Below are 17,840 nucleotides of genomic sequence, written 5' to 3' on the forward strand. Positions count from 1 at the left end.
TGGGTACGCTTTGGGAAGAAGACGCCGTGCGGCGCCTCAGAAGTGCCCGAGATAGCCGCCGTCGACCGCCAGCACCTGCCCGGTGACGTACGACGCCGCCGGCGATGCCAGGAACACCACCGCGCCCGCCACCTCCTGCGGCTGGCCCCAGCGGCCCAGCGAGGTGCGCTGGCGCAGCCACGCGGCCACGCTCTCGTCCTCGACCATGGGCTGGTTCGGCTCGGTGGCGAAGTAGCCGGGGGCGATCGCATTGACGGTGACGCCGTGGCGGCCCAGGTCAGCGGCCATGGCACGCGTGAGCGCGTCCAGGCCGCCCTTGGTGGCGGGATAGAGCACGTCGCCGGCGCGCGCCACCTGGCCCGCGATCGAGCTGACATTGACAATGCGCCCGTAGCCGCCCTGGCGCATGCGCTGCGCGGCCAGGCGGCACAGCGCGTAGGGCGCCACCAGGTTGGTCTCGAGCATGGCGCGCAGGTCGCCGGCATCGAGCTGCGCCATATTGCTGCGGTTGCGCGCGCCGGCGTTGTTCACCAGGATGTCGAGCCGGCCATGCTCGGCATCGATGCGGTCGAAGGCGGCCGCCACGGCGGCCTCGTCGGTGATGTCGAGCACCAGCGCCCCGGCGCTGCCGCCGCGCGCCGCCAGCGTGGCGACGGCCTCGTGCACGCGCGGCGCATTGCGGGCCACCACCAGCACATGGGCACCGGCATCGGCCAGCCCGGCGGCGATCGCCAGGCCCAGGCCCTGCGCGCCGCCGGTCACCAGTGCCACGCGCCCGTGCAGCGCGAATGGGGTACGGGAATCGGGGGATGGGATAGGAGTAGCCATGCGGGCGACTATACCGCAGCAGCGTGCTGCCACACCGTGGCCGCGCGCTAGCGGATCAGCTTGCCGGTGGACGACACGATCGACATCTCCACGAACGACGAGCCGGTGTGGCGCGCGGCGCTGTAGCTGATCAGGATCCCGCCGAGGTCGTAGTCGCGCATGCCCTCCAGCGCCGCGACCAACCGCTCGCGGGTCAGGTCGGGGCCGGCGCGGCGCAGGCCTTCGACCAGCACCTTGGCCGACATGAAGCCCTCCATGCCGGCGTTGGACAGCTCCACGCCCTGCTGCTTCGCCAGGCTGCGGTATTCGCTGGCCAGTGTCATCTGGCTGGAGTTGGTGCCCGGCACCACCTGCGTGATGATCAGGCCGCGCGCGTCGTCGCCGAGCTCGCGGATAAAGGCATCGGCGGCGTTGTTTGACAGCGTGACGAACTGCGCCTCGCTGCCGGCGCGGCGCAACTCGCGGATGACGCGCGCCGCCTCCGAGCCCGAGCCGATCACCAGCACCGCCTGCGGGTTGGCCTTGTGCATCGCCGCCACGCCCTGGCTGATGTCGCCCATGGGCCGGGCGAAGTTGACCGTCGCCGCGGGCTGCACGCCGCGCGCCTGCAGCGCGGTGCTGTAGCCTTCCAGCACGTCCCGGCCGAAGCCGTCGTTGGCGTAGAAGATGCCGATACGGCTCATCCCCGACGTCGCCAGGTGGTTGATCGCGCGCGCTACTTCGTCCTGGTACTTGGCGCGCACGTTGAACACGTAGCGGTTCACCGGCCGGTGCAGCGTGATGGCGCCGGTTAGCGGCGCGATCAGCGGCACCTTCTGCGCGGCGACGATGGGCAGGATGCTTTCGTTCTGCGGCGTGCCGCGCACCATGAACAGCGCGAACACCTTGTCTTCGTCGAGCAGCTTGCGCACGTTGTCGGGGGTGCGCTTGGCATCGAAGCCGTCATCGTAGGTGACCAGCTCGATGCGCCGGCCGGCGACGCCGCCGCTGGCGTTGACCGTGCGCAGGTACACCTGCGCACCGGCGATCTGCTCCTTGACCGAGCCCGCCACCGGCCCCGTGACGCCGGCCGACTGGCCGATGCGGATGGTGTTGCGGGTCACGCCCGGTTCCGCCTGGGCGGCCTGCGCGGCCCATCCCAGCGTGGCGGCCAGCAGGCCGCACGCGATCCATTTCGCCTTCATTGTCTCGACCCCTCCGCCTGGACGGCTGCTTTGGTTATTTTGTCGCGACGCGGCGGGCAGAGCCCGCGCGCCGTCACGCAAGGTACCGCATGCGTCCGGCGTGGGCAAACGGGGAAAACAGGGGGTGTTGCAGCGGCATCACACCGGAACCGGGAACGGTTCCGGTGCGGCCCGAAGCGCGCGGCAGGTAGCGCGCCGGAGCGCGCCGCGCGGGCGCGCGCAGAGAGACATGCGGCGCCACGTGGCGCCAGGGGGCGGCAGGCGCCCGATCAGGGGAACGCCGGAATGGCCGGATCGACGCCGGCGAAGCTGGCTTCCGGATGCGCGTTGCGCAGCAGGGTTTCGACTTCCTCGACGCGGCTGCGCGGTACGTCGACCATCAGCAGGATCTTGCCCGCCTCGATGTCTTTCTCGAACGCGCGCAGCCGGCTGTTGGGCGCCGAACTGCCAATCATGCTTGCTGCCCAGGCCCCGAACACCGCGCCCAGCACCGCCAGCACGCCGACCAGCCCCCACTGCGGGGTGTCGCTGACGATCGGGAACATCGCCACCACCACGCCGGCCACCACGCCCACGCCGCCGCCGACCATCAGGCCCATTTCGGCCGCGTGGACGATGTCGGACGTCTGGAACAGGTTGGCTTCATGCAGGCCGGTCATGTCGGCACCGTCGCGCGCCACGAAGTGGATGTGGCGGTTCTCGACGCGGGCCAGCAGCAGGTCATCCATGGTGCGTCGGGCACTCGCCAGGTCGGGCAACAACCAGAAGATGCGTTTGCGCATGTCTCTCTCCTTGTTCAGGCCGCACCACCGGTGAGGTTGAGGCTGGTCGGAAAGTACCGCTGGCGGCGCGGGGTTATTTCTTTGTACGCCGTTCATGGGGCCAGCGCAAGGCGCGTTTCGGCGCTGGCGCACGGTGCCGGCGGATGTGATGCGCACGCGTGTCCCGGGCGGGGCACGCGTCACGTCTGCATCATGGCCATCAGAAAGTGATCGGCAGGCGCACATTGACCTGCAGGTCGGGCGTGTCGCGCGTCAGCCCCGCGCCTACCGACAGGTTGAGCGTATAGCGGTCGTTGAAGCGGTACGAGTACCCCACCAGCAAAGTGCCCTGGGTCACGCGCACCGAGCCGGGCACGGTCATGCCGTTTTGCTTGGTCGGCCAGATGATGGCCTGGTCGTAGCCGATGCTGAACGACGCCTTCTCGTTGAGCGACAGCCCCATGCCGAAGCTGAACTCGAAGATATCCCCCGGCGCGATCTTGCCCAGGTTCTCCTTCTCGCCGTTCAGCACGGTGCGGCTGACGTTGTCGCGCGCAAAGTTGTGCAGGTAGCTGAAGGTGCCGAAGAACACCGCCGGATCGGTCGGCAGCAGCCAGGTGATGCCGGGCTGGATCGCCTGGAAGCCGGTGCCGATGGGCAGCCCCAGCGGCAGGCCGGTGCCCGTGGTATTGCCCACGCAGCGCGTCACGCAATCGGTCACCACCTCGAACGGGTCCTTGCCGGTGTTGGACTTGTAGCGCAGCCAGCCGACGAAGTACGGGATGCGCTCATTGCCGTAGTTGAGCTGGTAGCGCACCGTGGCCTCGACATCGCCCAGGCCCTTGCCGCTGGAGTTGAACACGTTGTCGACGGCGGTGCCGGTGAACACCTCGCGGCTGATGGTCGAGCCCGAGGTCTGCACGTACGGCACCTTGGCCTCGATCTCGAACCGCTTGGTGACGCCGTAGCGCAGCGCGATCGATTCGATATAGGTCGAGGTCTTGACCTCGCGTACATCGATCAGCCCGATCAGGATGGCCGGGATGATCGAGTAGCCGACCAGCGCGACGCGGTTGTTCGATGAGTAGCCGTACTGGAAGCCCGGCTCCACCACAAGCTTGCCCTCGGCGGTGAGCACCCCGGGCTGGTCGATCAGCGGTGCCACCTCGGGCGGGCGCCGGTCGCTCTCGGGCGGCCGCCCCACGGGCTCTTCCACGGCCACCGTCTGCGGGCTGGCCGATTCGCCCTGCTGCGCCCCGGGCTGCGGTCCCTGGGCCATCACCTGTTGTGGACTGTTGGCCAGACCCGGCGCGCCCTGGGTGGCGCTGGCGGCCGCTGCCGCGGTGGCGGCATTGGTGGCGTTGTCGGCCGGCATCACGCCGGGCCCGGAGCGCTGTCCGCCGCGCTTGGCGGCCAGCACCTCGGTGCCGATCACGCTGCGCAGTTCGCGGATCACTGCCTCCTGCTCGGCCAGCGCGCGCTTCATGGCATCGAGCTGGCTGGCCTGGTCGGCGAGTTCCCTCTGCAGTGATTCCAGTCCGGCCGCGGGTGGCCCCGCCTCCGGCGGCGTCTGGGCTTGCGCCAGTCCGCCGAGCAACAGCAACGTCGAGCATCCCGCATTGCGGATGCCCTGCATCGACCGCTTCTTCATCACGTCTTCCTCCCCCGGACGGCAGGCTGTTCTGCAGGAGCCTGCGACCTGTACTGCCGCTACCTCGCTAGCGGCTATCTCATGCTTGCGGCCCGCAGCAGCGCATTGTTCAGCGCCGTGTTGGCCAGTTGCGACCGGAAGGCCTGCAGCGTATTGACGCTTGCGTCGATTGTCATCAGGCTCCGGATGCTCTGGTTGTTCAGGGTGTTCTGGATCACGGTCACCGGCGTTCCCGCCAGCGCCCCCACCGATGCGGCATTGCCCGGGCCGTTCTGGATCACGTTGAGCAGCCCGTTGGTCACGACCTGGCCGGTGGCGGTGCTGACGGCTGTCGCCGGCAGGCCAGCCGCACCTGCCGCACCCGCGGCGCCGGCAGAGGCACCACCATTGGCCGCTGTCGTCGTACCGCCCGCAGCGGATGCCGCCGCGCCGGCGCCATTGGCATTCATCGCCGCGGCGGCGTCGGCCGTGACCGGATTGCCCGCCAGCGCGTTGGCCACCGCGGCATTGGTGCTGGCCACAATGGCCGGCCCCAGCGTCGCGGCGAGCCGCGCGGCCTGGTCGGCAGTGATGCGGCTGACGTCTGGGATGTTAATGCTGGTAGCGACCACCAGGTCGCCGTTGATGTACACCGCGCGTTCGATACCGAACGAAACCTGCAGCCCGGGCATCTCGAAGCCGCCGCGCATGTCGTCGAGCTTTTCATGGGCCACCGGTTTCCAGGCGGCCATGCTGCCGCGCGCGGCAGCCACGGGGTGGGAGTCGCCGCGCTCGCGCGCGGCCATGGCCGCCTGCGCCGGCGGCGCCGAGGCATCGGTTGCCCCGGGCTGCGGCGGCATGCCGGCCTGTGCCGTGCCGGCGTACGCCAGGCCAGCGCCCAGCACCATCGCCGCGGCCGCTGAAGCGGCGCTGCGTGGCACGGCCGGGGCCGGCAAGGAAATCTGCAACATGATGCGTTCCTCAAAAATCTCCGGCGCCATGGCGGGGCATGACCGTGAAGAACAGGTTGTCCCGGTTGACGCCCATCCAGTAAGGACCGCTGGGCGCGACGCGCCAGTCCGCGGCGACATTGAAGCGCGCGCGGTCGGTGCGGTTGTGGATCACGAACAGCAGCTGGCTGTCCCAGATGCGCTCGAACTGTTCGCGCGACATGGCACGCGTGCCGCGCGCCGGATCGCCGACCAGCACGCGGTTGCCCTTCACGCCCTTGACCACCACGAAATGGTGGTAGCCGTTCTCGACGATCAGCACGATCGCCGGCACCTGCGTTTCTTCCAGCTTCGACAGCGGCAGCTCAAAGCCATCCGCCTCATAGCCCAGCGCCGCCAGGAAGCGCTTCATGTCCAGCAGCGAGAACCCCTCGGCGCGGATCTTCTGCTGGTCGCCGTTGAGGTACATGTTCTGGAACACGGTGGCCTCGTTGATCGGATGGCCGTACTGGTACGTCAGCAACGTGGCCACCGCGGCCGAGCCGCAGCTGAAGTCGAACTGCTGGCGGATGGTGGACTTGAAGCGCGCCTCGCGGATGCTGGTGACCCTGACGCTGTAGGGTTCGCCGACCGGGCCGTACAGCGCGACGTCGGCGGCGTGCGCGCCGGGCACGTGCGCCGTGGCCAGCAGCCACGGCACGCACGCCAGCAGGATTCGCAGCGGCTTCATCATTTGAACTGGACGTTGACGATGGTGGCGTTCTGGATCAGGACGTTCGATCCCGAGTTCTGGATCGCGGTGGGAATCCCCGCCGCATTCGAGAACGCGCCTTCCGTGATGTGGTTGGTGCCGGACAAGGTGTTGACCGCGGCGTTGTCGGCCACGGTGCCGTGCAGGCGCATATCGTTGACGGTGACTTCCGCACCGCCGCGGACGTCGTCCAGCCGCGACACGGGCACGGCCTTGGCCGCGCCGGCGAACAGCGCGGCCGGCGCTGGTGCCGGTGCGGTGCCGGCTGCCGCCACCGCGATGGCCGCGGCAGCGTCCGCGCGCGCCGCGGCCATCGCGGCCTCCAGCCCTGGCGGCTCCGCGCGGGCCGGCAATGCTGGCCAGGCGAGTAATGCCGCGGCACAAGTGCCGACGGCGAAGCGGACCGGTTGCATGGTGTTCCCCCCTGCCGATGCGCCGACTCTCTCCACTCGGCTGCATGGCAACTTGGCTTGCGTAGGCATGACAGGGCCCGGGCGCCCGCACACAGGATGCGGGCGCCGGTCCTGCCGGCATGACCGCGAAACCGCCGGCCGGCCCCGGGGCAAACCCGGGGTCCGGCCGCGTTGCGCGTCTTACCTGCCGCCCACGTTGAGGTTGGCCTGCACGTTCACGCTTTGCTGCACCAGCGAGGCCACGCCGCTGTTCTGGCTGGCCATCATGATGCCCGCCGCCGTCTGACCAACGCTGGTCATGGTGTTGGACATGTTGAAGGTGCCTGCGTCGACCAGGTTGTAGCCGCCGTTGCCGCCGGTACCGCCGGCGCCGCCGTTGCCCACGCCACCCATGCCACCGGTACCGCCAGTGGCCGCGCCGCCGCTGCCGCCGTTGCCGCCGTTGCCGCCGTCGCCGCCGTCACCGGCGGTGGCGCTGCCGTTCGAGGCCATGGTCGTGGCCGCGCCCGAGGTCGCCGCCGCGCCCGCGCCGCCGGCACCGCCGGTGCTGCTTTGCGCGCCGCCGGCACCGCCGGTCGCCGTGCCGTTGCCAGCCGTCGCGGTCGAGCCCGCGCCGCTCGAACCGCCCGCGCCGCCAGTGCCGCTGCCGGCGCCGCCGGTCGCGACCGAGCCGGAGCTGCCGGAGCCGCCCGCACCGCCGGTGGCACCCGCGCCGCCACCGGTGCCGGTGCCCGCGCCCGCCGTGTTGGTACCGGTCGCGCCGGACCCGCCACCAGCGCCGCCGGCGCCGCCGGCATCCATGCCGCGGCCGTTGGCATCGCCACCGCTGCCGCCCGCGCCGCCGGCCGAACCGGCCAGCCCGCCGAGGGCACCGCTGGCACCCAGGCCGCCGCCGCCGATCGCGCCAGCGCTGCCGCCACGGCCGCCCGCGCCAAGCGAGGCGCTCAGAGCACCGCCGCCCTTGCCGTAGGCATCACCGCCGCTGCCGCCCTGGCTGCCCGCGGCGCTGAGTGCGCTGCCGCCCTTGCCATAGGCGCTGCCGCCATCGCCGCCCCAGCCGATCGCGGCGCCACCATCGCCACCGTCACCGCCCACGGCCCTGCCCGTGGTGGCAGCGCCGGCGCGCGCACCGCCGTTATAGGCATAGGCCTTGGCGCCCACTGCACCGACCGCGCCGGCGGCACCGTTACCGCCCACGCCACCCGCGCCGGTACCGCCGTTGCCGCCGGTGCCGCCCTTGCCGCCGAAGCCGGTGCCGCCATTGGCATTACCGAAGTTCTTGGCCACATTGCCGATGTTGGCGACCGTATTGCCGGTGACCTGCCCGTTGAGCTTGCTGACCGCGATCGCCTTGCTGGTATTGAAGGAATTGGCGATGCTCGACGAGGCATTGCCCGCGTTGGCGGCGGCATTGCCCAGCCCACCCTGGTCCAGTGTCAGGCGTGTGCGGTTGTCGGAGTTGGTCTTGCTCTTGTTGTTGGAGTTGGTGCGGTTGTTGGAGTCATTGGTCGACTTGTCGACCGCAACGTCGACCGTGGTGGTGCGGGTGCTGGTACGGGTGCTGGTGCTGTGATCGGAGTTGTCCTGGTTGGACGTCGAGTTCTCATTGGCCAGGGACCCGGCGCCGCTTTGGGTTGAATTGGCGGTGGCGGTCTGATGGTTCCAGCCATCCGTGTTGGTATTGCTCGGGTTACCCCACGCCGAACCTGCAAAGGCGAGGGCAATCGCCGACGCCAGAATTGTCTTGTTCATTCGATGCTCCCAGGAGGATTTCACAGTCACAGCGGCTCAGCTCCTGGCCGGCACTCATCGACGAGCGCGCGGCCGGAGGTTCAGGTCAGGCTTGCTGCCAAACCAGCATGCCTTGCGCATAATCGGTGCCAGCGTCGTCACCCCGGGCGGCAAGTCCTTGTATTACAAGGGCCACCTGGCGTCCGGGCACGGTTCTGAGCGATGTTTTGCCGGATCAACATGGGCCCGCGCTGATGTGCCGCCGGGGACATGTCACATTGCTGTGACAGAGGCGCCCCATCGGGTTTTTGGGGTCTCTCGGGGCCAGCTTGAAAAGCCTTGGTTTTCAATGGCTTGCGGCGCCTGCTCGGGATTTGCCCTGATGTTCCGGGCGCGTATCGGCGGTGAAACATGGGGCCGGGGGTGGCGCCGCCGCCGCCCATGTGGGCCGGCCCACATTGCCGGCTTGACGGCGCCGCTGGCGGCATGGGCAAGCGTGTGCCCTGGCCACGGCCGCCGCATCGCGCGCCAGCCGGCGCGCCGGCGTCGCAACGGAGAGGATCCGGCACAATGCGTCACCGCGCCTTGATGCAGCGCGGCGCACCGTCTCACCCGCACCAGGCCCTTGTCGCGAAAACCCCTCAGCGTTTATCCTCGCTAGGCCCTATGTCTGATTTAAAGTACATTAGAGGCATTACAGACTTGTCATCTCTCCACAAGGGAAACCATGAGTGAAGCCGTCGTTCCCCTGTATCACCAGATTTACGTGGTGCTGCGCCAGCAGATCGTCGAAGGCCGCTTCGGCCAGGGTCCCTTGCCCGGTGAGATTGACCTCGCCAAGCAGTTCCACGCGTCGCGCGTGACCATGCGGCGCGTGTTCGACCGGCTGGTGCAGGAGGGGCTGGTGCGCCGCCACCGCGGGCTCGGCACCTTCGTCAACCCGCATCCGGTGCGCCCGGCGGCAACCGCCGGCGAGGAACGCGGCACCAGCCTGCTCGACAACATCATCGACATGGGCCAGAAGACCTCGGTCAAGGTGATCTCGATCGATGAAGTCCATGCCACGCCCGATGTCGCCGACTCGCTGCAGATCGAGCCGGGCGACCCGGTGGTGAAGATCGTGCGCGTGCGCCACTACCGCAACCGTCCGCTGTCGCACATCACGGTCTACCTGCCGGCGGCGCTGGGCCGCCCGATCACGCGCCAGGCGCTGGAAGAGACGCCGGTGCTGCGCCTGCTGGAAGCGGGCGGGGTCAAGCTCGGCCGCGCCAGCCAGGTGCTGTCGGCCCGGCTGGCCGACGTGGTGGTGGCGCCGCTGCTGGATGTGCCGGTCGGCGGCGCGCTGCTGGCGGTGCGGCGCGTGGTCAAGGACCAGGCCGGGCGCCCGGTGCAACTGCTGCTGGGCCAGTACCGCCCGGACCGCTACGAATACCGGATGGAACTGTCGCCGGCCGGCGTCGACAGCGCCAACGTCTGGGTCGAGAGCGAGACCCGCCCGGGCTTGCGCGATTGACTCGCGAGTGACGCGCGACTGACGCCGCGGGAATTGCCCCGGGCTTGCGTTGCCGGGGGTGCGCCGGACCCGGTTCCACGCCATACTGCGCATCCCTGATCACATCGAGCGAGGACCGCCGCCATGCCTGAATTCCGTCCGTCCAGCCTGACCCGTCTGCCTTCGATTCCGCGCCGCGCCACGATGCGGCGCCTTGCCACGCTCGGCACGCTGGCCGCCTGTGCGCTGGCCCTGCCGCTGTCGGCGGCCGCGCAGGCCCAGGGCCAGCCCCAGGGGCAGCTTGCCGGCGGCAAGCCGATCCGGATCCTGGTGGGCGCGCCGGCCGGCGGCACCACCGACACGCTGGCGCGCACCATCGCCCAGGAGATGTCGCAGGAGCTGGGCCAGCCGGTGGTGGTCGAGAACCGTCCCGGCGCCGGCGGCAATATCGCCGCGGACCTGGTCGCCAAGAGCGCGCCGGACGGCAGCACGCTGCTGATGAGCTTCACCAGCCATACCATCAACGCCACGCTGTACAAGAAGCTGCCGTTCGACCCGGTGCAGGACTTCACGCCGATCACGCTGGTCGCCACCGTGCCCAGCGTGCTGGTGGCCACGCCGCGGCTGGCGGCCAACAACGTGCCCGAGCTGATCCGCCTGGCGCGCGCGGAGCCGGGCAAGCTGAACTTCGCCATCGGCTCGGTCGGCTCGTCGCTGCACATGGCCGGCGACATGTTCAAGATGATGACCGGCACCTACATCGTCAACATTCCGTACAAGGGCACCGCGCCGGCGCTGACCGACGTGCTCGCAGGCCAGTGCGACCTGATGTTCGCCAGCACCATCAACGTGCTGCCGCACGTGCGCGCGGGCAAGCTCAAGGTGCTGGGCGTGACCAGCCCCGCGCCGCTGCCGCAGTTCCCGGGCGCGGCGCCGATCGGCAATACCGTCAAGGGCTTCGAATCGAGCGCGTGGTTCGGGCTGTTCGGCCCGGCCGGCATGCCGCACGAGACCACCCAGGCGCTGTACCAGGCCGCGCGCAAGGGGCTGGAGTCTCCCGCCGTGCGCAAGCGCCTGGAGAACGACGGCGCGCAGCCGATGGGCACCGCGCCCGACGCCTTCGCCGCGTTCGTGAAGCAGGACGTCAAGCGCTGGGCCGGCGTCGTCAAGTATTCGGGAGCGTCGTCGGAATGAGTCCCCTGCCCGCCACGCTCGCGCAGAAGCTGGTGGCACGCGCCGCCGGGCTGGCCCATGCCGAGCCCGGCACCGTGGTGATCTGCCAGGTCGATCTGGCGATGTCGCACGACTCCAGCGGCCCGCGCCGCGTGGCGCCGCTGCTGCAGGAGCTGGGCACCGGGGTCTGGGACCCGTCGCGCTATGTGGTGGTGACCGACCATTTCGTGCCCGGCGGCGACGCCCAGGCCGAGTCGATCCTGCGCTTCACGCGCGACTGGACGCGCCAGGCGGGCGCGCACTTCATCGACGCCGAAGGCATCTGCCACGTGGTGCTGCCCGAGCGCGGCCATGTGCTGCCGGGCCGCCTGATCGTCGGCGGCGACAGCCACAGCCCCACGGGGGGCGCCTTTGGCGCGTACATGTTCGGCGTGGGCGCGACCGAGATGGCCGGCGTGCTCGCCACCGGCGAGATCTGGCTGCGGGTGCCCGACACCATCCGGCTGCAATGGGACGGGCAGCTCGCGCCCGGGGTGTGCGCCAAGGACATGATGCTGTTCCTGTGCGCCACGCTGGGCATGGGCGGCGGGCGCTACCAGGCGCTCGAATACACCGGCAGCGCCGTCACCGCGCTGCCGATGCAGGAGCGCATGACGCTCACCAACATGAGCACGGAGCTCGGCGCGCAGACCGGGCTGGTCGCGCCCGATGCGGTCACGCTGGACTGGCTGGCACAGGCCGGCGTGCCGGCGCAGACGCTGGCCGCCATCGACCTGGACCACTGGCGCAGCGATGCCGGCGCGCCGGTGCTGGCCACGCACCGCTTCGACGCCGCCGCGCTGGCGCCGCAGGTGGCCGCGCCGCACTCGCCCGCCAACAGCGCGCCGGTCGACCAGGCCGCCGGCGAGCCGGTGCAGATCGCCTACCTGGGCGCCTGCACCGGCGCCAAGCTGGAAGACCTGCGCATGGCCGCGCGCGTGCTGCGCGGGCGCCGCGTCGCCGCCGGCGTAACGCTGCAGGTGGCGCCGGCCTCGCGCCGCGACCAGCTGCAGGCCGAGCAGGAAGGCACGCTCGGCATCCTCGCCGATGCCGGCGCGATGCTGCTGCCCAATGCCTGCGGCGCGTGCGCGGGCTATGGCGCGGCGCGCTTCCCGGCGGGCAGCCGCGCGATTGCCTCGACCGCGCGCAATTTCCCGGGCCGCATGGGCGACGCCGGCAGCGCGGTGTGGCTCGGCTCGCCGATGACGGTGGCCGCCAGCGCCGTCACCGGCCGCATCACCGATCCGCGCACGCTGCTGGAGTAACGCGCGGCCCCCACCTCGTGCCCGCCGCCGGCGGGACAGACTTCCCGCATGACCTCAGTCCTCGCCCCCGCCCCTGCCGGCCGCCTCTGGCGCTTCGGCGACAACATCGACACCGATGCCATGGCCCCCGCCGTGCTGATGAAAGCGCCGCTGCCGGTGCTGGCCCGGCATTGCCTGGCCTCGGTGCGCCCCGAGTTTCCCGGCAGCGTGCGTCCCGGCGACGTGCTGGTGGCCGGCGCCAACTTCGGCATCGGCTCCTCGCGCGAGCAGGCGCCGCAGGCGCTGCGCGAACTGGGCGTGGGCGCGGTGGTGGCGCAATCGTTCGGCGGGCTGTTCTATCGCAATGCCATCAACCTGGGCCTGCCGGTGCTGGTCTGCGCCGACACCAGCCGGCTGGTCGACGGCGCGCACGCGGTGCTGGACCTGGATACCGCGCAGTTGCGGCTGGACGACGGCAGCGTGGCGGCGTGCGAGCCGATTCCGGCGTTCCTGCGCGCGATCCTGGCCGCCGGCGGGCTGGTGCCGCACCTGAAGGCGCGCCTGGCACGCGAACGCGCCCGCCAGGACTGAAGGCGGCGCAGCCGCTCAGGCCGCGGGCGGGGTGCGCAGCAGCGCCAGCGCCTCTTCGTCGCTGGTCTGGCTGAAATCGAGGTAGAACGCCCCCACTGCGCCGAAGCTGGGCGGCGTGTTCAGGCAGATCACCTCGTCGGCGGCCGCGGCCAGGCTGGCCAGCCCGTCCTGCGAGCCCACCGGGGTGGCCGCGATCACGCGCGCCGCGCCGGCCATGCGCACCCCTTCGAGCGCCGCGCGCATGGTGGCGCCGGTGGCCACGCCATCATCGACCACGATCACCACGCGTCCGGCACGGGCCGGCACCGGCTTGCCGCCGCGGTAGCGCTGCTGACGCCGGGCGATCTCGTCGAGCTGGCGCCCGCGCTCGGCATCGAAGCTGCCGCTGTCGACAGCGCGCCGTGCCCAGGGATCGTCATTGACCACCGTGTGCGGTCCGCCGCCGCCGGCATCGCCCTCCACCACCGCGCCCAGCGCCAGCTCCGGGTAGCCCAGCGCGCCGATCTTGCGCACCAGCAGCACGTCCAGCTGCCCGTCCAGCGCGCGCGCCACCTCGAATGCCACCGGCACGCCGCCGCGCGGCAACGCCAGCACCAGCGGCGGCTGGCCCAGCTGCGCGGCGCCAAAGCCCAGTCCGGCCAGGTGACGGCCGAGATATTGGCCCGCCTCGCGGCGGTCGGCAAAGCACGGGGGCAGGGACATGGCGGTTTCCGGGGAGGAGGGGGACGGCCAGCGCAGGCGGTCCCTCCGCCAAATATAGACCCTGGCGCTGCCCGCGGCGGCGGCCCGCAGGCCACTTCCAGGGCGAGCCGGCGCGATCCGGCGCCATTGGGCGCGCTCATGCAACAGTGTGTTGAGCCTGTGGTGGCTGACTCCGCCGCAGTGCAGCATTACGATGGCTGCTGGCGCTGACAACGCCGGACCGACATTGCCGGACAGGCCGCCGTGCCCGCCCCGGCCCGATCGCATGAGCCCTGACATGACTACGCCCTCCCCCGCCCGCGCCGCCACGGCGCATTCCCCAGCCGACGCCACGGCGGACGTTTCCCCGCTCGCCGCCCCCGACATTCCGTTCGGTTCGCTCGAAGCCGCCGCGATGGCCGAGCTGCCCTACACCTTCCGCCCGGCCGGCACCTGCACCCGCTACTACAACGAATTCTTCGGCTGAAGCCCGGGCGGTGCGCCCGCCGCCATCACGGTCTCGCACAACGCGGCCAGCCGCGCCGCCATGTCGCGTGCTGCGGCCGGCAGGTCCGGCTGCGCGTGCAGGCTCAGTTCGACATCCGGCACCGCGGCTGGCCAGCCCTGCTCCAGCACGGTGTGATGCGCCGTGGCCAGCCGCCGCGGCAGCAGCGTCACACCCAGGCCATCGGCCACCGCCGCCAGGATGCTGGCCAGGCTGGCGCTGACAAAGGCCACGCGCCAGCGCCGGCCGCCGGCGTCGAGTGCGTGCGTCATCTCGCCGCGGTACAGGCCGCCCACCGGGAACGCCACCAGCGGCACCGGGTCGCGTGCCACCGCCGGACGGCTGCGGCTGTCGATCCAGCACAGCGGCTCGGGCCAGCTGGCCAGCCCCTGCGCCTGGCCGGTGCGCTGCTTGACCAGCACCAGGTCCAGCTCGCGGTCCTGGAAGCGCTGCCACAGTTCGTGGCTCATGCCGCTGGTCACCTCCAGCCGCATGCCCGGCCAGTCATCGGCAAACCCGGCCAGCACCGGTGTCAGCGGCCGCGCGGCAAAGTCCTCGGGCACACCCAGCCGGATCTCGCCCTGGCCGGCACTCTGGCGCAGTTGCCCGACCGCCTCCGCCATCAACTGCTGCAGCCGGCGCGCATACCCCAGCAGGCGCTCGCCTTCGGGCGTGGTGGTGACATAGCGCCCGCCGCGGTCCAGCAGCACGCAGCCCAGTTGCTCCTCCAGCCGGCGCACCTGCTGGCTGACGGTCGACTGGGTCAGGTGCACGCGTTGCGCGGCACGGGTAAAGCTGCCGCTCTCGGCGACGGCGACAAAGCTCTGCAGCAGCACGGGGTCGAGACGGGGGTCCTGCATGGCGGCGTATCCATTGGTTTTTCCACTGCCGGCGATTTCATCATTTAATTTCCCAATTACCAAGCGCCGGCGTAGAGTTTCGGCACGATGCCCCGGCCTGCGGTCCGGGCGCCATCGCCCCGACTCCACGCACCATGCCGCGTTGCACGCGAGCATGTACCCACTTTTCTGCCAACCATGACCACTCACCAGGAATTCATGCGCGAGGCGGTGCGCCTCGCGGTGGCCAACCGTGACCGCGGCGCGCGGCCGTTCGGCGCCGTGCTGGTGCTCGACGGCGAAACCGTCGCCACCGGCGTCAACGATATCGTCCACAGCCACGACCCCACCACCCATGCCGAGATGGAGGCGGTGCGCGCCGCCGCGCGCAAGCTGGGCCGGCCCGATCTGCGCGGAAGCGTGGTCTATGCCAGCGGCCATCCGTGCCCGATGTGCCTGGCGGCGATGACCATGGCCGGGGTGCAGGCGGTCTACTACGCCTTCGACAACCACGATGCCGCGCCCTACGGCATGTCGAGCGAGGCCGCCTACCAGGCGCTGCGCCTGCCGCTCGACCCGCCACCGCTGCCGCTGACGCGGGTGCCGGTCGACCTCTCCGCCGCGCAGCTCTACGGCATGCGCCCGCGCCGTGGCTGAAGGCGCGCGCCCGGTGCGGCCCCAGCCGCCACGCTGGCTGGTGCTGGCGGCCGTGGCCGGCATCGGCCTGAACCTGCGGCCGTTCCTGACCGCGGTCGGGCCGCTGGCGCCCGCCATCCGCGGCGGCACCGGCCTGAGCTACCAGGGCATGGCGTGGCTGACGCTGCTGCCAATGCTGCTGATGGGAGTGGGCGCATTCTTCGGCCCGGCCATCCGCGCGCGGCTGGGCGCACGCACCGCGGTACTGGGCGCGCTGGCCCTGCTTGGCGCCGGCTGCGCGCTGCGGCTGGGCGTGGCCGGCGGGACCTGGCTGCTCGCCTCGGCGGCGCTGTGCGGGCTGGGCGTGGCGGTGGTGCAGGCGGCGTGCCCGGGGCTGGTCAAGCAGGAATTCCCGGCGCGCGTGGCGCCGGTGATGGGACTGTATTCGGCCGCGCTGATGGGCGGCGGCGCGCTGGGCGCGCAGCTGTCGCCCTATGTGACCGAGCTGGCCGGCAGCTGGCGCGAGGCGCTGGCGCTGTGGGCCGTGCCCGCGCTGGCGGCGCTGGCACTGGCGTGGGTGGCGCTGCCGCGCGGCCCGGCCCGCCAGCTGGCATTGGCCGCGGCCGCGCCGGCTGGCCCGCCGGCCATCGCCACCGGCAAGACCCGCGCGCTGCTGGGGCGCCCACGCACCTGGCTGCTGATGATCAGCTTCGGCGTGATGAACGGCGGCTATGCCTCGCTGGTGGCGTGGCTGGCGCCGTTCTACCAGAGCCACGGCTGGAGCGCGCCGGCCAGCGGCTCGCTGGTGGCGCTGATGGCCGTGGCGCAGGCCGCCGCGGCGCTGCTGCTGCCGGCACTGGCGGCGCGCAGCCTGGACCGGCGCGCCTGGATGGCGCTGGCGCTGGCGATGCAGGTCGCCGGCTTCGCCGGGCTGGCGCTGTGGCCGGACGCCGCGCCGCACGCCTGGGCCGTGATCGGCGGCGCCGGCCTCGGCGGCTGCTTTGCGCTGTACCTGGTGGTGGCGCTGGACCACCTGCCCGACGCCGACAGCGCCGGTGCGCTGAGCGCGGTGATGCAGGGCGGTGGCTTCCTGCTGGCATCGCTGGCGCCATGGATCACCGCCATGCTGCAGGCGCGCACCGGCAGCTTCGCCGCGGGCTGGTGGTACCACCTGGCGTGCGCGGCGGTGGTCGGCGTGCTGACCATGCGGCTGGACCCGGCGCGCTACGGCGCGTCCTTTGCGTTGCCGGCGCCCGCCGGCTGCGCGCGACAGGCGGGATGAAACCAGCCCGGCCACGCTGACGGCGCGCGGCTGATACCAGTCTGGTCGTCAGCCGGCGCAAGCTTCCGCGTCAGCGGGCCGGCGCGGCCTCGACCACGGCCGTGGCATCCGCCGGCGCCGGCTCCTGCGGCAGTGCGAACAATGCCGCGGCGGGCGGCGACAGGCCCTGCAACCATTGCAGGGCAAGCACGATAAGCATGACCGGCATGGCGCCTCCTTCCCGCATACGTGGCCACTTCTCACTGGTATAGCCCATTGCGTCCTGGCGGCGCCTCATGCCGACGCCCCGCGCTGCCCCTGCGTACCCGTTTCTGCGTACCCGCCGGGCCGGCCCGGACACCGTAGCGGCCACGCGCGGCCCGCCCGCCTTGCGAGATTTATTTCCCATGTAACGTCACATTACCTGCGCCGTGGTGCCCGCGGGCCGTTCGCCGGGCCCGCCGTGTTGCCCGCAAGGCCTTGCCTGGCAAGGACGTCCGGCGGGGCATGCGGGCGCCGCGGCGGCTCGCCCGTGCCGTCATCCCATGTGAGACAGGCTTACAAGTGCAAGCGCGCGGCGCGGCAGCCGGCCGCTACATTGAAGCCCTGTCCAACGCGATCCCGCCAGGAGCCCAGATGAAACGAGCCCTCTCTCTGGTGGTGCTGCTGTCTACCACTGCCGCACTGCTTTCCGCCTGCATCGTGGTGCCTCCGCGCGGCGGCCCGCCGCCGCGCCACCACCACCATCACCACTATTGATTCCGCCACCGCCCCAAGGAGCCCTCCCATGAAACGCCAACTCCTGCTTGCTGCAGCCGTCCTCGCCACGGGCGGCGCCTTCGGTCTGACCGCCCCCGCCGAAGCCCACCAGGCACCGGTCGCCCGCGGCTACGGCCACCCGCCGCCGCCGCCGCGCTACGAGCCGCACCCGGCCGCGCGCCGCGGCCAGGTCTGGGTGCCGGGCCACTGGGAAGCCCGCGGCGGACGCTACGCCTGGCGCGGCGGCTACTGGCAGCCGCAGCGCGTGGGCTACCGCTATGTGCCCGAGCGTTGGGTACGCGGCCCGCACGGCTGGGTCATGCGCCCGGGCCGCTGGGTACGCTGAGCCGGGCGGCCGGCGCCATCATCCCG

The 17,840-nt window shown here is 71.4% G+C and carries 20 protein-coding genes; 9 read left to right on the plus strand and 11 right to left on the minus strand.

Annotated features, from left to right (window positions below; genetic code table 11):
• Positions 1-36: 36 nt before the first annotated feature.
• From MKD38_RS23175 to MKD38_RS23210, 8 genes are all read right to left on the minus strand, one after another.
• Positions 37-828 (minus strand): SDR family oxidoreductase, encoded by a 792-nt coding sequence (locus MKD38_RS23175; RefSeq protein ID WP_252680436.1) that lies wholly within the window; start codon positions 826-828, stop codon positions 37-39.
• Between the two features lie 47 nt (positions 829-875).
• Positions 876-2,012: an ABC transporter substrate-binding protein gene (locus MKD38_RS23180; RefSeq protein WP_252680437.1), complete on the minus strand. Its 1,137-nt coding sequence runs from the start codon at positions 2,010-2,012 to the stop codon at positions 876-878.
• 269 nt (positions 2,013-2,281) lie between these two features.
• A complete protein-coding gene (locus MKD38_RS23185) occupies positions 2,282-2,794 on the minus strand; it encodes a hypothetical protein (RefSeq protein WP_018006049.1) in 513 nt (170 codons plus the stop codon).
• 199 nt (positions 2,795-2,993) lie between these two features.
• Complete coding sequence (locus tag MKD38_RS23190) at positions 2,994-4,424, minus strand: acetate kinase (protein WP_252680439.1); 1,431 nt, start codon at positions 4,422-4,424, stop codon at positions 2,994-2,996.
• Between the two features lie 74 nt (positions 4,425-4,498).
• Positions 4,499-5,374, minus strand: coding sequence for a flagellin (locus tag MKD38_RS23195; RefSeq protein WP_252680441.1), 876 nt, complete (start codon positions 5,372-5,374; stop codon positions 4,499-4,501).
• Positions 5,375-5,384: 10 nt separating this feature from the next.
• Positions 5,385-6,083: a C39 family peptidase gene (locus tag MKD38_RS23200; protein WP_252680499.1), complete on the minus strand. Its 699-nt coding sequence runs from the start codon at positions 6,081-6,083 to the stop codon at positions 5,385-5,387.
• Positions 6,083-6,517 (minus strand): hypothetical protein, encoded by a 435-nt coding sequence (locus MKD38_RS23205; protein ID WP_252680443.1) that lies wholly within the window; start codon positions 6,515-6,517, stop codon positions 6,083-6,085. The genes MKD38_RS23200 and MKD38_RS23205 overlap by 1 nt, the downstream gene beginning before the upstream one ends.
• Positions 6,518-6,697: 180 nt before the next feature.
• Positions 6,698-8,269 carry a hypothetical protein gene (locus tag MKD38_RS23210; protein WP_252680445.1) on the minus strand — a complete coding sequence of 524 codons (1,572 nt, stop codon included), beginning with the start codon at positions 8,267-8,269 and terminating at the stop codon, positions 6,698-6,700.
• 706 nt (positions 8,270-8,975) lie between these two features.
• On the opposite strand from MKD38_RS23210, the gene MKD38_RS23215 reads away from it, so the two are divergent.
• The 4 genes from MKD38_RS23215 (at position 8,976) to MKD38_RS23230 (ending at position 12,787) form a co-directional block, all read left to right on the plus strand.
• Entirely contained in the window at positions 8,976-9,761 is a 786-nt protein-coding gene (locus tag MKD38_RS23215; protein WP_252680447.1) for a GntR family transcriptional regulator, read from the plus strand.
• Between the two features lie 123 nt (positions 9,762-9,884).
• Positions 9,885-10,934: a tripartite tricarboxylate transporter substrate binding protein gene (locus MKD38_RS23220; RefSeq protein ID WP_252680449.1), complete on the plus strand. Its 1,050-nt coding sequence runs from the start codon at positions 9,885-9,887 to the stop codon at positions 10,932-10,934.
• Positions 10,931-12,217 carry a 3-isopropylmalate dehydratase large subunit gene (locus MKD38_RS23225; RefSeq protein WP_252680451.1) on the plus strand — a complete coding sequence of 429 codons (1,287 nt, stop codon included), beginning with the start codon at positions 10,931-10,933 and terminating at the stop codon, positions 12,215-12,217. Before MKD38_RS23220 ends, MKD38_RS23225 begins: the two co-directional genes overlap by 4 nt.
• Before the next feature lie 48 nt (positions 12,218-12,265).
• Positions 12,266-12,787, plus strand: coding sequence for a LeuD/DmdB family oxidoreductase small subunit (locus MKD38_RS23230; protein WP_252680453.1), 522 nt, complete (start codon positions 12,266-12,268; stop codon positions 12,785-12,787).
• A 15-nt stretch (positions 12,788-12,802) separates the two neighbouring features.
• Here the strand turns inward: MKD38_RS23230 and MKD38_RS23235 are convergent, their stop codons facing one another.
• Entirely contained in the window at positions 12,803-13,489 is a 687-nt protein-coding gene (locus MKD38_RS23235; RefSeq protein WP_111520850.1) for a phosphoribosyltransferase, read from the minus strand.
• A gap of 277 nt (positions 13,490-13,766) precedes the next feature.
• On the opposite strand from MKD38_RS23235, the gene MKD38_RS23240 reads away from it, so the two are divergent.
• Positions 13,767-13,955 carry a hypothetical protein gene (locus MKD38_RS23240; protein WP_252680455.1) on the plus strand — a complete coding sequence of 63 codons (189 nt, stop codon included), beginning with the start codon at positions 13,767-13,769 and terminating at the stop codon, positions 13,953-13,955.
• Here the strand turns inward: MKD38_RS23240 and MKD38_RS23245 are convergent.
• Positions 13,934-14,833: a LysR family transcriptional regulator gene (locus MKD38_RS23245; RefSeq protein WP_116297180.1), complete on the minus strand. Its 900-nt coding sequence runs from the start codon at positions 14,831-14,833 to the stop codon at positions 13,934-13,936. The genes MKD38_RS23240 and MKD38_RS23245 overlap by 22 nt on opposite strands.
• Positions 14,834-15,010: 177 nt before the next feature.
• Here MKD38_RS23245 and MKD38_RS23250 point away from each other — a divergent pair, with 177 nt between their 5' ends.
• Entirely contained in the window at positions 15,011-15,469 is a 459-nt protein-coding gene (locus MKD38_RS23250) for a nucleoside deaminase (RefSeq protein ID WP_252680456.1), read from the plus strand.
• A complete protein-coding gene (locus MKD38_RS23255; protein ID WP_252680458.1) occupies positions 15,462-16,730 on the plus strand; it encodes a cyanate transporter in 1,269 nt (422 codons plus the stop codon). Before MKD38_RS23250 ends, MKD38_RS23255 begins: the two co-directional genes overlap by 8 nt.
• 70 nt (positions 16,731-16,800) lie before the next feature.
• On the opposite strand, the gene MKD38_RS23260 is transcribed toward MKD38_RS23255, so the two are convergent.
• On the minus strand, positions 16,801-16,938 hold the full coding sequence (locus tag MKD38_RS23260) for a hypothetical protein (protein ID WP_198046829.1): 138 nt from the start codon (positions 16,936-16,938) through the stop codon (positions 16,801-16,803).
• Between the two features lie 407 nt (positions 16,939-17,345).
• Between MKD38_RS23260 and MKD38_RS31035 the strand changes: the two genes are divergently transcribed.
• Both MKD38_RS31035 and MKD38_RS23265 read left to right on the plus strand, forming a co-directional pair.
• The gene (locus MKD38_RS31035; RefSeq protein ID WP_255638404.1) at positions 17,346-17,468 is read left to right on the plus strand and encodes a hypothetical protein; all 123 of its coding nucleotides are present in this window, start codon (positions 17,346-17,348) and stop codon (positions 17,466-17,468) included.
• Between the two features lie 28 nt (positions 17,469-17,496).
• Complete coding sequence (locus tag MKD38_RS23265; RefSeq protein WP_092314860.1) at positions 17,497-17,814, plus strand: YXWGXW repeat-containing protein; 318 nt, start codon at positions 17,497-17,499, stop codon at positions 17,812-17,814.
• Positions 17,815-17,840: the final 26 nt, after the last annotated feature.

This window comes from Cupriavidus sp. WGlv3 (assembly GCF_023952475.1).
GTDB lineage: Bacteria > Pseudomonadota > Gammaproteobacteria > Burkholderiales > Burkholderiaceae > Cupriavidus > Cupriavidus phytorum.

What these genes read in the sequence shown, in the direction of transcription:
- MKD38_RS23235 (WP_111520850.1), bottom strand. Translation starts at nt 13,489, where the DNA reads ATGTCCCTGCCCCCGTGCTTTGCCGACCGCCGCGAGGCGGGCCAATAT.
- MKD38_RS23175 (WP_252680436.1), bottom strand. Translation starts at nt 828, where the DNA reads ATGGCTACTCCTATCCCATCCCCCGATTCCCGTACCCCATTCGCGCTG.
- MKD38_RS23180 (WP_252680437.1), bottom strand. Translation starts at nt 2,012, where the DNA reads ATGAAGGCGAAATGGATCGCGTGCGGCCTGCTGGCCGCCACGCTGGGA.
- MKD38_RS23190 (WP_252680439.1), bottom strand. Translation starts at nt 4,424, where the DNA reads ATGAAGAAGCGGTCGATGCAGGGCATCCGCAATGCGGGATGCTCGACG.
- MKD38_RS23240 (WP_252680455.1), top strand. Translation starts at nt 13,767, where the DNA reads ATGACTACGCCCTCCCCCGCCCGCGCCGCCACGGCGCATTCCCCAGCC.
- MKD38_RS23205 (WP_252680443.1), bottom strand. Translation starts at nt 6,517, where the DNA reads ATGCAACCGGTCCGCTTCGCCGTCGGCACTTGTGCCGCGGCATTACTC.
- MKD38_RS23250 (WP_252680456.1), top strand. Translation starts at nt 15,011, where the DNA reads ATGACCACTCACCAGGAATTCATGCGCGAGGCGGTGCGCCTCGCGGTG.
- MKD38_RS23185 (WP_018006049.1), bottom strand. Translation starts at nt 2,794, where the DNA reads ATGCGCAAACGCATCTTCTGGTTGTTGCCCGACCTGGCGAGTGCCCGA.
- MKD38_RS23225 (WP_252680451.1), top strand. Translation starts at nt 10,931, where the DNA reads ATGAGTCCCCTGCCCGCCACGCTCGCGCAGAAGCTGGTGGCACGCGCC.
- MKD38_RS23200 (WP_252680499.1), bottom strand. Translation starts at nt 6,083, where the DNA reads ATGAAGCCGCTGCGAATCCTGCTGGCGTGCGTGCCGTGGCTGCTGGCC.
- MKD38_RS23215 (WP_252680447.1), top strand. Translation starts at nt 8,976, where the DNA reads ATGAGTGAAGCCGTCGTTCCCCTGTATCACCAGATTTACGTGGTGCTG.
- MKD38_RS23210 (WP_252680445.1), bottom strand. Translation starts at nt 8,269, where the DNA reads ATGAACAAGACAATTCTGGCGTCGGCGATTGCCCTCGCCTTTGCAGGT.
- MKD38_RS23245 (WP_116297180.1), bottom strand. Translation starts at nt 14,833, where the DNA reads ATGCAGGACCCCCGTCTCGACCCCGTGCTGCTGCAGAGCTTTGTCGCC.
- MKD38_RS23220 (WP_252680449.1), top strand. Translation starts at nt 9,885, where the DNA reads ATGCCTGAATTCCGTCCGTCCAGCCTGACCCGTCTGCCTTCGATTCCG.
- MKD38_RS31035 (WP_255638404.1), top strand. Translation starts at nt 17,346, where the DNA reads ATGAAACGAGCCCTCTCTCTGGTGGTGCTGCTGTCTACCACTGCCGCA.
- MKD38_RS23265 (WP_092314860.1), top strand. Translation starts at nt 17,497, where the DNA reads ATGAAACGCCAACTCCTGCTTGCTGCAGCCGTCCTCGCCACGGGCGGC.
- MKD38_RS23260 (WP_198046829.1), bottom strand. Translation starts at nt 16,938, where the DNA reads ATGCCGGTCATGCTTATCGTGCTTGCCCTGCAATGGTTGCAGGGCCTG.
- MKD38_RS23195 (WP_252680441.1), bottom strand. Translation starts at nt 5,374, where the DNA reads ATGTTGCAGATTTCCTTGCCGGCCCCGGCCGTGCCACGCAGCGCCGCT.
- MKD38_RS23230 (WP_252680453.1), top strand. Translation starts at nt 12,266, where the DNA reads ATGACCTCAGTCCTCGCCCCCGCCCCTGCCGGCCGCCTCTGGCGCTTC.